General features: G+C 58.2%; 10 protein-coding genes. 3 read left to right on the plus strand and 7 right to left on the minus strand.

The window, feature by feature from the left end:
* Nucleotide 1 precedes the first annotated feature (1 nt).
* A complete protein-coding gene (locus tag ACR0B7_RS04330; protein WP_170576706.1) occupies nt 2-2998 on the minus strand; it encodes an ABC transporter transmembrane domain-containing protein in 2997 nt (998 codons plus the stop codon).
* Between the two features lie 244 nt (nt 2999-3242).
* On the opposite strand from ACR0B7_RS04330, the gene ACR0B7_RS04335 reads away from it, so the two are divergent.
* A complete protein-coding gene (locus ACR0B7_RS04335; protein WP_170389627.1) occupies nt 3243-3602 on the plus strand; it encodes a DUF3307 domain-containing protein in 360 nt (119 codons plus the stop codon).
* Nucleotides 3603-3688: 86 nt separating this feature from the next.
* Here the strand turns inward: ACR0B7_RS04335 and ACR0B7_RS04340 are convergent, their stop codons facing one another.
* The 6 genes from ACR0B7_RS04340 to ACR0B7_RS04365 all read right to left on the minus strand — a co-directional run bounded on the left by ACR0B7_RS04340 (nt 3689) and on the right by ACR0B7_RS04365 (nt 10879).
* Complete coding sequence (locus ACR0B7_RS04340; protein ID WP_170484369.1) at nt 3689-4993, minus strand: FAD-dependent oxidoreductase; 1305 nt, start codon at nt 4991-4993, stop codon at nt 3689-3691.
* The gene (locus tag ACR0B7_RS04345) at nt 4990-5664 is read right to left on the minus strand and encodes a TetR/AcrR family transcriptional regulator (protein WP_170389509.1); all 675 of its coding nucleotides are present in this window, start codon (nt 5662-5664) and stop codon (nt 4990-4992) included. The genes ACR0B7_RS04340 and ACR0B7_RS04345 overlap by 4 nt, the downstream gene beginning before the upstream one ends.
* Nucleotides 5665-7215: a trimethylamine methyltransferase family protein gene (locus ACR0B7_RS04350; protein ID WP_170484367.1), complete on the minus strand. Its 1551-nt coding sequence runs from the start codon at nt 7213-7215 to the stop codon at nt 5665-5667.
* A gap of 2 nt (nt 7216-7217) precedes the next feature.
* Nucleotides 7218-9620 (minus strand): GcvT family protein, encoded by a 2403-nt coding sequence (locus tag ACR0B7_RS04355; RefSeq protein ID WP_170569991.1) that lies wholly within the window; start codon nt 9618-9620, stop codon nt 7218-7220.
* A gap of 110 nt (nt 9621-9730) precedes the next feature.
* Nucleotides 9731-10360, minus strand: coding sequence for a glutathione S-transferase (locus tag ACR0B7_RS04360; protein ID WP_170484363.1), 630 nt, complete (start codon nt 10358-10360; stop codon nt 9731-9733).
* 21 nt (nt 10361-10381) lie between these two features.
* Entirely contained in the window at nt 10382-10879 is a 498-nt protein-coding gene (locus tag ACR0B7_RS04365) for a class I SAM-dependent methyltransferase (protein ID WP_170484360.1), read from the minus strand.
* Nucleotides 10880-11112: 233 nt separating this feature from the next.
* Here ACR0B7_RS04365 and ACR0B7_RS04370 point away from each other — a divergent pair, with 233 nt between their 5' ends.
* Together ACR0B7_RS04370 and ACR0B7_RS04375 are read left to right on the plus strand one after the other, a co-directional pair.
* A complete protein-coding gene (locus tag ACR0B7_RS04370; protein WP_170484358.1) occupies nt 11113-12885 on the plus strand; it encodes an ABC transporter ATP-binding protein in 1773 nt (590 codons plus the stop codon).
* A complete protein-coding gene (locus ACR0B7_RS04375; RefSeq protein ID WP_170484356.1) occupies nt 12878-14788 on the plus strand; it encodes an ABC transporter substrate-binding protein in 1911 nt (636 codons plus the stop codon). The genes ACR0B7_RS04370 and ACR0B7_RS04375 overlap by 8 nt, the downstream gene beginning before the upstream one ends.
* Nucleotides 14789-14799: the final 11 nt, after the last annotated feature.

Consider the following 14799-nt stretch of genomic DNA (forward strand, 5'->3'; position numbering starts at 1 on the left):
GCTAGTTCGATACGTATCCCGCGATGACCTGCAACAGCTTGAACGCTGTCGCCGCGTCGTTTTCGACAACGGCCAGAAATTCTTCTTCACCGATCCGCAGGCAGGACAGCTCCGTTTCCGCGATCATGCTTAGGGCGCGGGGTTCTTTTCGGATTAGCCCCAATTCACCGACCAAAGCGCCAGCGCCAACCGTTGCAATCAGTTGATCCGGCCCGCCCGCCTGAGGCAGATACAGCCCGGCCTCTCCTTCCAGCACAACATACGCACCATCTGTCGGCTGATCGTCTTTCAAGAATACAACTTCGCCCGGTTTGGCATCGAACCAGCGCGCACCAAATGCCAAGAGCCGCAACTGACGCCGATCCAGACCGGAAAACAACGGCGTCTGTTCTAGCGCCCGCAACTTGCGCGCAAGGTCTGCCGAGGCTGCACTGTCTTCCTCCACGTCCGCGGGTCCTTCATCCGAAACAACCCGACCTTGCCTGATTTCGACATACATGTCGAATACGTCAGGATTGTCGAACTGGTCGCTCAGATAGACAACGGTGGTATCGGGCAGCAGCGAACGCAGGTTCTTATAGACTGCAACCTGCGTTGCCATGTCATAGCTTGCCAGCGCGTTTTCCAGAATAAGAATGTCCGGCTTCTTGATCGTCGCACGCGTAAAGGCCAACGGCTCGGCAAACACTGCGGGCAAGTTCTGGCCGCCCAAGGCAACCGGGACGTCATAGATCAGCTCGACCACCAAGGGACGCGCACCGTTTTGATCCAACACATCGACGATCAGCTTGCGCACCTCGTCCGACCGCGCCCCACCGATCTGGCTGACCTTGCCGAACAGAGCATTCTCCATCACCGTCAGGCCCGGCGCGAACGCCTCGGCATCCAGAGGGGCAAACACGTCATGGAGCGTTTCCAGAAGTTTGTGGGAGTGACTGTGCCGCAACTCGAGGATGCGGTTCTTCAGCTCATCCGTGAACGCGGGTCCGATCTGCTCGGCAGATATGACAACCGGAACAGCCAGCAGGTTGGCAAGCTGATCGTCGTCCAGCCCCGATACACCTTCGTCGCGGGTTCGCTCCAGCAATTCCACCGCGTTTTCGTAGGTCTGAACCTCAAGACCCAGCTTGCGGAACAAGGGATGATCGGTCCCGTCCAGACCAAAGATCTGGCGCAGCATATCGACCACGTCGCGGGTCAGGTTGACCAGCGTTTCATCCAGCCCCAACTCGCGCAGTTGGCCCAAAAAGACGGGCTGGCGTGCCAACAGTTCTTGCGTAACGGGCACACGCGGCGTGGCGAACAGTAGGTTTTCGGCAACTGGCAAAGCGGCATTATAGGCGTCGCGGTCAAAAACCAGCGCCTGCTGCTCAAGACCAGCATCGCGCACGGCCTGTTGGACGACCGGGCGCAGCTCGACCAGTTTTTGGGCCAGTTCGCGATGTTCCTCAACGTCAAATGCTTGCTCTGCCCCGCGCTGGAACAGGGCCGCGCCGGACCCCATGCCGTCAATCAGTTGCAGCCACCAGTCACGCAGCGCATCCTCGCTCTCAACTCCGGCCAGAGACGGGTCCAGCCATTCGGTCTGGAACGGGTCACGACTGTTGCCAGCCCTTTGCGTTTCGGCAAATCCGGGATCATCCGTTTTGTCCGACAGCGGTTTGAACCGCATGGGCATCATGACGTTGTCGCCCAGCGTTCCCTGAAACATGACCGGCCGGGACGAGGCGTAACCGATCCGGGTTGCCACGACGCTTTGATGCAAGCCAGACAGGTTGTGCCCCCCGATACCGACGCGACCTGCACTGGGAAGGATTTCACGCGTCAGCAGCTCTGCGATCGCACGGCGGTCTTCCTCACTGGGGGCGGCGATGCCGATGGTTTTGCCCCCCGGGAAGGTCAGATTCAGATCGTCCAGAACCTGATTGCCATCCATGTCCCGCACCGAAACATGGTCCAGAACAACATCGGCATTCAAATGCGGACGTTCTTTTGGGTCGTCCTCGAACAGCTTTTCGTCCAGCATGCCGGGCGGGGCAAAACGATCTATCACGACGTCCCAGCGCAGCGACATATCCTGCGTCTGGTTGTAATAGGTCAGCAACTCTTTCCAGGGTGAGCTGAGATCCTTGTACGCCGCAAGTGCCGCAACCAGAGCACCCAGTGAAACCGACCCTTGCAGCACCAACAAGCCACCGACCAGATAAAACATGAACGGCGTCAGTTGAGAGATGAAGTTGTTTATGAACTTCATAAAGAACTTCTTCTGGTAAATCTCGAACCGGATACCGAACAAACGGCCCAATTGATCCGAGATCATGGCGCGGCGATACCGCCAGCCGCCATTGGCCCGCAGCGTCGACGCCCCCGCCGCGTTTTCACCGATCTGGGCTGCAAGAACGCGCACTTCCTGAATGCGGCGTTTGTTGAGCAGGTTGATCTGGCGCTGAAGTTTGGGGATCAGCCACGCCTGAACCGGAATCAAGGCAACGGCAGCCAGCCCGAACCAGACGCTTTGCAGGAACAGGAAGGACAGGATTGTGATCATCTGCCCCGCTTGCAGCACAGGCTGGCTGATCGCATCGCCCATCAAGCCGCCCATCGGCTCGCTTTCGGCGGTGATCATGGACACCATCTCGCCCTGGCTGACCCGCTCGAAATAGGGCTGCGGGAAACGAAGCGCGCGGCTGATCAACTGATACCGAAACCGCCGCAGCATACGTTCGCTGAGCACGCCTTTCATGGTGTTGATGCGCATCTTCATCAAGCCATGCGCAAGCACCGCCGCCAGAAACGCGAAACACAGGATGATCAGAAAGTTCGTCTGCGGCAAACTAAAGCCAAAAACATCAACAACCGGACTGGATGCACCAATAGCATCGTTGATGATACGCTTCGGCAATTCCAGCGTCAGGTAGAGCAGCGGAAACAGCGTCGAGGTCACGGCCAGCAGAACAAGCTGGTCGCGTTTTGAATACTTCCAAATGAACCGGAAAATCGTACGTTCTATAGAACCTGCCCCTGTTGCGGATCATTGATCCGATCCTGACGAATGCGTCGCAAATCCAACGCCTGAATTTTACCGCAATCGCGACTGAATACGCAAATAGTTTCCAATTTGATCAGATAATCGCCGAGTGTGAACAAGTTCATTTGCGCAACAACACTTTACCACATACTGTTGGTAACAGGACGATATCGGGAGGTTTAAGTTGCCTGCCAATTTAGGCGCTGTGTTTTTGATGCTCTGCTTGTTGCAGATCAAACACATGTTTGCGGACTACTATCTCCAGACGCCCAAGATGCTGGCGGGGCGTGGCGAGTACTTTCACATGGGACGCGCCCAGCATGCCGCAGTGCATGTTGTGGGGTCTGTTTTGGTGTTCATGATCTTCGGTGCGCCGTGGTCCTTCATCCTGATAATCGCTGCGTTGGAATGGGTCGTTCATTTCAATATCGACTTTGCGAAGGCAAGTTACTCGGACAAGAAACAGCTCATGCCGACTCAAGCGGCGTTCTGGCGCGCTGCCGGGTTGGATCAGTGCCTGCATAACCTGACTTACGTGGCGATGGTTTGGGCCTGGGTGAAATTCGCGGCATAGAAAGCTGGTTCTGCCACAGGATTGGCCGCCAACTTTGCCTAAGTTGACGACCCCCTACTCTGCTCACTCGCTCCAGCTCAACCGCGCTAGCCCAGAACCGAAAAACTGCTTTCTTCGTTGATCGGTCGCTTGCGTGAGTAGAACCCAACATCAATCGAGCGTTTGATATACGGCAGTTCAAACTGCAGAGGCTGGGCATCATGATCCGCGCCTCCCTCGCAATAGTCGATCAAAGCCGCCATCATCTTACCTGCAATCGGCGCGTTCTTGTATTGGTTCCCGCTGGTGCCGCAGGCCATGTAGAACCCCGGTAGGCTAGACTTGTCATAGATCGGAATCCAGTCGGTGGACGCATCGTACAGGTCCACGACGCCGCGCGTTTTCGACGGAATCCCAAGGCTGGGCACGCGCTGCGCGTAACGCATGGCCTGTGTCGTCCATTGATCCGTAAAGTCGTGGTTATAGTGAACGTCGTCCTCGCACCACTGATGCGGATCGCATTCGGGGTCTTCCGAGCCGATCAGGATATGATTGCCATGCTCGGGCCGACAATAGAGGGCGATATCGCTGTCAGAGACGATTGTACCGTCATGTTCAAAATCGAACCCTTCGGGTGACGGGACATGCACAACCTCCTGCCGCAAGGGGCGGGTTTCAATCGTCATGTCGTCCAGCACACCCGCCATCTTATTCACGATCGCCGAACCTGGCCCGGCAACGTTTACAACAACCTTGGCGCGGATTTCCTCGCCCGAGGCCAGTTTGACGCCCGCAACACGTCCGTCTTCGACCAGTATCTCGACAACCTCGCCCCCTGTGCGTACCTCGGCCCCGTGTTGCTTGGCCGCGTCCATCAGGTTCTGTGCCGACAGTGCCGGGTCAGTGACATAGCCCGCCTGAGGCCAGAACACCCCGCCCCGCATCTTTAACCCGTTCGGTTGCCCGAAGTCAGGGTCATCCATTCGGCGCGCGGGTGCGTAGCTTTCCAGCGAATACACCGGCAGGCGTTCGGTGATCTTGTCAGGCGACCACTCCTCGAAAGGACAGTCCAGATCGGCGCTGTTGGCCATGTGTTTTTCCAACATCCCGTTGGCGTCGGTTTTCATCACAAGACACCCGGTCTCGCGGAATTGCGCGAGGTTTGCGTCCTCGGGCAGCCCCAGATACGCGGCCCAATCGCGCCAATAGTGATACCCCTCCCACGCAAAGGCCGTTCCGTCGAAGGTTGAATAGTGCATCCGAATGATCGCACAGGACCCCGCGGTCGAGCCGTGGCCAACTTGACTGTTTCGATCCAGAGACAGGGTCTTCCAGCCCGCCTTTGCCATCTCGAATGCAATGGCGGCACCGATCACTCCGGTTCCGATGATGATTGCGTCTGGTTGGCTCATGCTGGGTCTCCTTTCCAGTAGCGCATGGAATAGGCGCTGAATTCTTCGATTTCTTCGGGTCGCGGTTCGACCCCGGTAAAGACGTACAGGTAATGCGGCACCATCGAGATCCGCACAGACATGGGTTCGTTCAGTTGCGCCAGATCGTAACCGATCTGCATATAGTACAGCACGCGGGCGCGGGTTTCGGCCTCGACCTCGGAATAGCCGTAGCGCGCAAACATTGCGTGCAACGCCTCAAGCCGCCGCGCGTCGGACTGATCCAGCGCACGCCGTACCTTGCCCGACTTGCGCGCCCAATCGCGCACCGCGAAATCCAGCGCTGTATCGAAAAGGGCCGTGTTCACCACGCAGCGATGCACATTGCACACCGCAGCCGTAACAGTCTTGGCAGGGGCTTCGGCCTGCGCGATCAGAGCAGCCGTGTTTGTGGCCTGCCACCGCTCGAGCAATGCGTCCATCAACTCCTGGCGCGACTTGAAATACCAATAGAAGGACGAGCGGGACACGGCCATCCGTTCGGCCAGATTCAGGACCTTTATCTGATCCACGCCATCGGAAATCAGAACGTCCATCGCCACGTTCAGCCAGTCATCGCGCGTGACCTTGATATTGCCGACCAGCGGTTCGGCTTTGGGGTCATCACGGTGGAGGATTGGTTTACTGCTCATTCAACTCTCGGGCGGCGCGCCGCCCTCCTCTGTGCGTCGGGCGATGAACTCGTGCAGATCACCCAGCCGATCCGCGTTCTGGACGGGGGATTGGAAATTGGCAAGGATGTCCTTCCAAACCCCGGTGGCGCGATGGTTGGCATCGACCGACCCGCGTTCGGTCCAAGTTCCGAAATTGGCATAGTCGTGCAGGTGGGGTTCGTAGAATTCGGTGTTGTAGCGCTCCATCGTCTGACTGGTTGCAAAGAAGTGGCCGCTTGGCTCGACCTCGCGCAGCGCAGTGTCGAACCCGATCTCAGCCGGACCCGCCTGCGCCCCTGCGCACAGTTCGGCCACCATATTCAGAACCTCGGCGTCACAGACCAGCTTTTCAAACGAAACGGTCAAGCCGCCTTCCAGCCACCCGGCTGAATGGATGATTACGGTCGCGCCCGCCATCAGGCAGCCCCAAAGACCAAACTGGTTTTCATTGGCCGCCTGCACGTCATTGCTGTTCGAGGCAGACCCCGCCGCCGACCGCCAAGGCAGACCCAGATGTCGCGCCAACTGCCCAGCCGCCAGAGACGCCTGAAAATGCGAGGGCGTACCGAAGGCAGGCGCGCCGGACTTCATATCGACATTGCTCGTGAACGTTCCATGGCAGACGGGCGCACCGGGGTTCACCAATTGGGTCAGCGCAATAGCTGACAAGGCTTCGGCATGGGACAATGTAATTGCCCCCGCCACGGTAATCGGTGCCATCGCCCCCATCAGCGTAAAGGGCGTGACAATCGACATCTGTCCGTGGCGAGCAAAATCAATCAGCCCCTGCGCCATTGGAATGTCCAGCGTCCGCGGGCTGTTGGTGTTGATGATCGTATAGCAATGCGGATTCGCGCGGAATGCCTCATCCGACAATCCGCGGGCGGTCGAGAGCATTTCAAAGCAATCCATCACCTGCGGCGTCCCGCGAGAGAAAAAGAACGGAAACTTGTCCGTCAACTCCATCTGCGCCTGCGTGGTGAAATAGTGCCGCAAATGGGTTGGCACGTCCTGTGGTTCAACCTGGGGTGAGATCATCTGGAACACATCGAAATGATGGGTGAGCTTCAGAAACTCCAGATAATCCTGCCCGGTTGCCGGACGGCGTCCGCGCTCAAGATCGGTCGCATTGGGGGCGCCTGCTCCGGGTTGAAAGACCAGGCTGCCCAGTTCCAAGGCAAAATCCCGGTGGCGTGCCCCTGCGCGACAGGCAATGGATTTAGGTGCCGAAGCGACTGCGGCCTCGATAATGTCGCGCCCGATGAAGACCATCTCGGTCTGCTCATCGACTCTGGCACCCGCCGCGGCGAAAACCCTCCTCGCCTCGGGCAGCAAAACCTTGATGCCCAACTCCTGCAGCATGCGCAGGGCAGTTTCATGCATGTCGGCGATTTGCTCTGGCGGAAAGACCTCCATCTGCGGGAAAGGATTCCTGAGCTGACGGTAGTTCACGTCACGCTTTGCTGCGGGTGGGGTTTCTGCGCCCCGCCCCCTCCGTCGCCTGCCGCGTTGCGAGGTTTGTGAGATCATCGTCAGCCTCGCATCGCCTTGCCTTGCGGATCATAGGGCGACGCGGCGATCACCCGCGCGGGGCGCTCGACACCGACCACATGAACCGACAGGTTAGTCCCCGGATTAGCTTTGTCACGATTAACCAATCCCATCGCCAGAGACTTGCCGGTGTAGTGGCCATATCCACCCGACGTCACGAACCCGACCCGTTCACCATTTGCCCAGATGGGTTCATAGCCGCTGGCGTCCGCATCCAGCGCATCAACCTCCAGCGTGACTTGAACCTGCGCAGGGCCGTTGCCCTCGCGCTCGACCAGAGCCGCCTGCTTACCGACAAATTCCTTGTCCCAGTCGATCCAGCGATCCATGCCCGTCATGCCCGGCGTGTATAGCTGCGTGAACTCTGCCGACCAGATGCCAAAGCTCTTTTCAAGGCGGGTCGACAGCATCGCGTTGAAGCCACATTCGCGAATGCCTTCGTCTGCCCCGGCTTCAAGCAGCATCCGGCGCAGCTTGATGTGATCACCGTAGCGGCAGTTGATCTCATACCCCTTTTCACCGGTGACCGACATGCGAGCGACGCGGGCGCGCACCAGACCGATATCGAAATCCCCGCAACCCATGAATTTCAGGCCCGAGATGTCCTGTTCAGCCAGTTTCTCGACCACGGCCTGCGATTTCGGACCGACTACGGCGAACCCGCAATATTCCTCGCCCAGATCGCGAACGGTAACACCGTCGATCATGTGGTCATCAAACCACCGCATATGCCAGGCCCGCAGGTAATAGCTGCCCATGATCCACCACGTGCCATCGCCCCAGTTCAGCACGGTCAGATCACCCTTGAGCCGACCATTTTCGCCCAGCATCGGGGCCAGCTTTGCCCGTCCGGGCGCTGGCAGTTTCGAGGCCATCACCTTATCCAGCCAAACCTGTGCGTTGGGGCCGCTGACCTCGAACCGCGAGAAGCCTGAGATATCCAGCAGACCCGCGCCTTCACGGATCACCTTGCATTCCTCAGCAACGATGTCATGCGCGTTCGAGCGTTTCAGGGTCGGCGTTTCCTCGAACCCTTTGGGCGCGAAATAGAGCGGCACTTCCAAGTCCCAACTGACCCCCCATTTGCACCCTGCCTCGGCCATCGCATCATGGGCAGGGGCCATTTTCAGCGGACGGCCTGCGGGCAGTTGCTCGTTCGGATAGGTCATCACGAAGCGGCGGGAATAGAACTGGCCCGTCGTCTCGCGGATATACCGCTTGTTCTGGGCAAAGTCGCCAAAGCGGGCAACATCCATCGGCCACGCATCGGCCTCGGGCTCACCATGGATCATCCATTCGGCCAGCGTCTTGCCGACACCACCGCCTTGCAGGAACCCGGCCATCACTGCACAGGCAGACCAATAACCGCGCTTGCCCGGCACCGGCCCGACCAGAGGGTTGCCGTCCGGCGCAAAGGTAAACGCGCCGTTGACCCATGTCTTGATGCCCACATTCTGGATCGAGGGGTATCGCTCAAAGCCCAGCGTCAGCTCATTCTCGATCCGGTCAAGCTGCTCCTGAAACAGTTCTTCGCCGTAGTTCCATGGCGCGCCGTCCATGGCCCAGTGTTCGTGTTCCACCTCATAGATACCAACCAACACGCCCTTCTGGTCCTGCCGCATATAGGTGAACCCTTCGAGATCCACGGTCATCGGCATCTCAAACTCTGCCTGCGCGACCTCGGGTACGGTATCGGTGATCAGGTAGTGGTGTTTCAGCGGCGAAACAGGCAGTTCGACCCCCGCCATGCGACCCACTTGTTTGGCCCAAAGACCTGCCGCGTTGACCACGTGTTCACAGGTGATCGTGCCTTTGTCAGTGACGACCTGCCAGCCGTCTGCCGTCTGTGTCAGGCTTTCGACCTTGGTTTCTTCGTAGTATTCCGCACCGCGTTTTTTGGCTGCCGTTGCGTAGGCCTGCACGGTTCCGGTGGTATCGATATAGCCCTCACGATCCGCCCACATCGCGCCCAGCACGCCGTCGGTGGACATGATCGGGCAGCGCTTCTGCGCCTCCTCCGGGGACAGTAGCTCGCAATCGTCAATCCCGATGGACTGGAAGATGCGGTAGTTCGCTTGTAGCCATTCCCACCGTTCGGGCGTGCCGGCCAAAGTCAGACCTCCGGTCATGTGCAGACCGATATTTTGGCCGGATTCCTTTTCGATCTCACTTAGCAGGTCGATCGTATAGGCCTGCAAAGCTGCCATGTTCGGATCGGCATTCAGCGCGTGAATTCCCCCCGCCGCGTGCCACGAAGACCCCGACGCCAGACGACGCCGCTCCAGCATCACCACGTCCGACCAGCCAAACTTGGCCAGATGATACAGAACCGAGGCGCCCACAACACCGCCCCCGATGACCACAACACGATACTGAGATTTCATCCTGCACTCCCCTGCATGACTCGCAAGGGACGCTAGACGCACTGTTCACTTCTGTCTAGACATTTCTGTACAGTCCTGATCGTCGAAATCCGCCAAGCCAGATCGGTCCTTTAAAGCTGGGCGCTGGGCCGTGACGCTATCTTGTCAAACCAGGCCAGAGTTGCGGTGTTTTCCTGAGGAATTTTCATTTTGATCACGCGCGCGAAATCGACGAATACGAAGGTCGAGATATCGGCCAAAGTAAACACATCACCCGCAACAAAATCACTTTGGGCAAACCGGTCTTCCAGAATATCGAAAAACCGTGCGACCCGCGCTGTGCCGCGCTGTGCCAACTCGGGGATCTGTGCGTGGCTCACCGGTCCGGGTATGGCCCGGCCTTCAAACGCCGGATGGGTATTGCGCAGCGCCTCGGCAATCGGCGCGCCGCCCTGTTGCTCGACAATACTGTTCCACATCAGAACCAAGCCTTTTTCGTCCGGCGACCGCCCCATCAAGGGCGGTTCGGGAAAGCGCGCCTCAAGATAGGCCGCGATACCGAGATTCTCGGTCAGCGCGGTCCCCTCGTCGGTCACAAGAACTGGAATTGTGGCGTTTGGATTGACGGCGCGAAAATCCTCGCTCAGTTGCTCGCCCTTCGCGATAGAGATGTTGCGGGTCTCAATCTCAAGCCCTTTTTCGGCGATGAACATCCGGGCGCGGCGCGGGTTCGGCGCGGTAGAGCAATCATAAAACAGCATCAGAATATCCTTGTAGGCCAGTTAGCGGCGATAGATGAAACAGCGGCCTTCGACCGCTGCTGCCGGTAACGGCACTTCAGTCAGGGTTTCAAAATACATCCGATCGCTCGACACCATCAGCCCCCCTTCGGCCAAAAGCGGTTCGATCAGTGGGGACACAAGGCGCGCAAACGCATCATTCTTTTCCCGGTTGTGCCCGCCAAGGTCCGCATGAATCACGCTGGCCGTCGCGCCAAAGCGATCCAGCGCAGCAGGGAGCGTTTCCCGCACATCCCCCAAAATCACCAGATCTTCCGGCGGCGTTGAATCTGGATGCGAGGCAACGGCGCGTTCAAAAACATAGACCGGCCGATCCGCAATGTACTGGACCATATGGTGATAGGTGCGCCCATTGCCCAACCCCAGTTCAAACACCGGTCCCGGCATGCCTTTTGTCTGCGCGATGGCGTGATCCAGACATGCTCGTTGCGAGACCATACGGTCGATGAACAAATCCAGGCGGCTTTGGGTATCGGGCACGGGAAAATCTCTCCTTGGTATCTATCGGCGTAAAAGCTGGGGCCGACATCGCATTTGATGACAAATCCTCAAGGCTTTGTGTAGGCAAATTGGCCTCAGATTCACATTTCCGCGACATTTCGGCATAAGAACGGGTTTGACTAGTTGGGTCCAACCGCGCGAAACTGCGACAAAAAACACGGGGAGTTGATTAAGCCGATGCCGACTCACGGCCTAACGGGTGGAATACCCGCATGACTGCGTTGTTGTCTGTCCGAGACCTAAGCATCGGTTTCGGTGCGGGCGACTCTGTTGTCAAAGACGTCAACTTCGATGTGGAAGCTGGACAGACACTTGCGTTGGTCGGGGAATCAGGTTCGGGCAAAACGATCTCTTGCCGGGCCGCATTGCGCATCTTGCCCCGCACTGCCCAGATTCGCAGCGGCACAATTACCCTGAGTGATTCCAAAGGCGTAGAAGAACTGACCCAGATCAGTGAACGCCGGATGAGGGATATCCGCGGCAACCGCATTTCGATGATCTTTCAGGAGCCGATGCGCTCGCTGTCGCCTCTGCACAAAATCGGTAACCAGGTCAGCGAAGTCCTTTGGCTGCATCGCGGCGCGTCCGAGGCCCAGGCGCGCAAGGAAGTTCTGACGCAATTTGAACGGGTCGGGTTCCCCGATCCCCAACGCGCCTATGATTCTTATCCCTTCGAGCTATCCGGAGGCATGCGGCAGCGCGCAATGATCGCAATGGCAATGGTTTCCAAGCCAGAACTGCTGATTGCCGACGAACCCACGACTGCTTTGGACGTGACAACTCAGGCGCAGGTTCTGGGGCTGATCAAAGAGCTTCAGCGCGAAACCGGAATGGCGCTGATCCTTGTAACGCACGATCTGGGCGTGGTTGCGAATATGGCTGAACAGGTCGTTGTCATGCACAAAGGCCGCGTTATGGAATCCGGGGCTGCCGCGCCGATCCTGACCTCTCCGGCACATCCTTACACACAGCAGTTGTTCAACGCCGCGCCGGAAATACCGGACAAGGACGCAGTTGGCATCCCAATGCCTGACGAAGACCTGATCCTGCAACTGAAGGGCGTGTCCAAGACCTATACGATGCGATCCAGCAAAGGGTGGCAGGGCGAACGGCTGATACATGCCTGCCGCGGCGTGGACCTGAACCTCGCGCGTGGCAAGACTCTGGCCGTCGTCGGTGAAAGCGGCTCTGGCAAAACGACTGCGGCCCGCATTGCCCTTGGCGCAGAGCCACCTGACCCGGGCGGCGAGGTTCTTTTCCGCACCTCCCCGGACGAGAACCCGATAACCGTTCACCAGATGTCTCGCGCCCAGCGCACCGCTTTTCAACGCAAGGCGCAGATGGTGTTTCAGGATCCCTACAGCTCGCTCAGTCCGCGGATGCGTATTCAGGACGCCATGACTGAACCGCTTGAGATACACAAAATCGGCTCACCTGCCGAGCAGCGAGACAAGGCCGCCGAGATGTTGCAACGCGTCGGCCTAAACGCCGACATGCTGAAACGTTACCCGCACGCGTTTTCCGGCGGCCAGCGTCAGCGCCTATCCATTGCGCGTGCGATGATGCTGGACCCGCAACTGATTGTCTGCGACGAGCCGACCTCGGCGTTGGACGTGTCCGTGCAGGAACAAATCCTGACATTGCTTGAAAATCTTCAAGACAGTCTGAACCTGTCCTATTTCTTCATCTCTCACGATCTTGCGGTCGTGGCGCGTATCGCTGACGAAGTTGCGGTGATGCGCCGGGGTCTGGTGGTTGAACAAGCCCCGCCCGAGACCCTGTTCTACAATCCCCGCCACCCTTACACCAAGGCGCTGATTGCCGCTCAGCCGGAACCCGACATCAACCGGCCCATCGACCTGAATTTGGTTGCTTTGGGCGCAGGTTCACCAGACAGTTGGGATGACGCCTTCCGATTTACCGACTCCGTGATACCCTCGCTGGTAGAGATGGAGCCCGGCCATAAGGTACGATGCCATGTTTAAGACCACTCGCCCCCTGCTAATGGCAGCCGCATTGTCGGCTTTTTGGACCCTGCCCGGAATGGCCGGAACTCCGACACCCGTTGAAGGCGTATTTTGGAAAACCGAGGTCGATGCCGGCAATCTACCTCCGATCGAAGAACGGCTTCCGTCGGAACCCCTGGTCGTCGATCTTGCCGCCAAAGGGCGTGATTTCGGCACACCCGGAGGCACGCTGCGCACGATGGTCACGCGATCCAAGGACATCCGCCAGATGGTCGTTTACGGATATGCCCGGCTGGTTGGCTTTGATGAGAATTATGAGATTGTGCCGGACCTGCTCGAGTCATTTGAAAACGAAGGCAATCGAAAGTTCACGCTGCATCTGCGCGAAGGGCACAAGTGGTCGGATGGTTCACCCTTTACCTCCGAAGACTTCCGGTACTGGTGGGAGGACGTTGCAAACAATGAGCTTCTCAGCCCGTCCGGTCCGCCTGATTTCCTGATTGTCGAAGGTAACACGCCGAAGGTCTCTTTCCCTGACGAAACCACTGTTGTGTTTGAATGGGACGACCCAAACCCCAACTTCCTGCAGTCGCTGGCACAGGCGCGGCCGCCGTTCATCTACCGGCCGTCGGAATTCCTGAAGCAGTACCATGAAAAGTTTGCAGATGCGGATGAACTGGCATTTCAGGTCGAGGATGCCCGTGTCAAAAGCTGGGCCGCGCTGCACAACAAGCTGGACAACCTTTATAAGTTCGACAATCACAAATTGCCCACGTTGCAGCCTTGGCTGAATGCCAGCTCTGGTAAAAAGATCCGGCACAATTTCGTGCGCAACCCCTACTATCACCGTATCGACAGCAAGGGCGTGCAACTGCCCTATATCGACGTCGTCGAGATGGAGATCGTCGCCCCCGGTCTGGTGGCCGCCAAGACAAACGCAGGGGAAACCGATTTGCAGGGGCGTGGTCTGGCCTTCCGGGACGCCTCGATCCTGAAAAAGGGTGAAAAGGGTGGCGACTACAAAACCCTGCTTTGGAAAACAGGGGTCGCATCACAGATCGCAATATATCCCAACCTAAATTTTGCCGATGATGCGTGGCGTGAGGTTCTGCGCGACGTGCGCGTGCGTCGCGCCCTGTCATTGGCCATCGACCGAAAGACGATCAATCAGGCGCTCTATTTCAAGCTGGCGCAGCCCGGTGCCATGTCCGTTTTGCCCGCGTCACCGTTTTATGACGAAGAGAACGCAAAGGCTTGGGCGCAGTTTGATGTCGAACTCGCCAATGCCCTGCTGGATGAGGCTGGCCTGACCGAGCGTGACAAGAACGGAATCCGCCTGTTGCCCGATGGACGCCCGATGGAGCTGATCATCGAAACCGCAGGCGAACGGCAAGAGGTTGAGAACGCGCTTCAGATCGTCACTGACACATGGCGCGAGATCGGCGTCGCTCTGGTAATGCGCCCCTTGGACAGGGACATCCTGCGCAACCGGGTGTTTGCCGGCAACACGATGGCATCGGTCTGGTTTGGTTGGGATGACGGAATTCCGCAAAACCACACCTCACCTGCATACTTGGCCCCAACCGATCAGGTGTTTCTGGCATGGCCGAAATGGGGGCAGCACTATCAGACCGGAGGCGAAGCCGGTGAGCCACCAGACATGCCCGAAGCGCAGCGCCTGATGGAGCTTGCTCATGACTGGGAGATCGCCACAACCGACGAACAGCGGCAAACCGCGTGGAGCGAAATGTTGAAGATTCACGCAGATCAGTTGTACGCGATCGGTATTCTGAATGGCGCACCCCAGCCCATTGTCGTTTCAAACCGTCTGCGCAATGTGCCGGAACAGGCAATGTGGGCATGGGAACCCGGCGCGCATTTTGGTATTCATCGTCCCGACGAGTTTTTCTTCGCCGACTGACAGGAGCAGCT

It is taken from the genome of Ruegeria sp. BB6 (assembly GCF_056539385.1).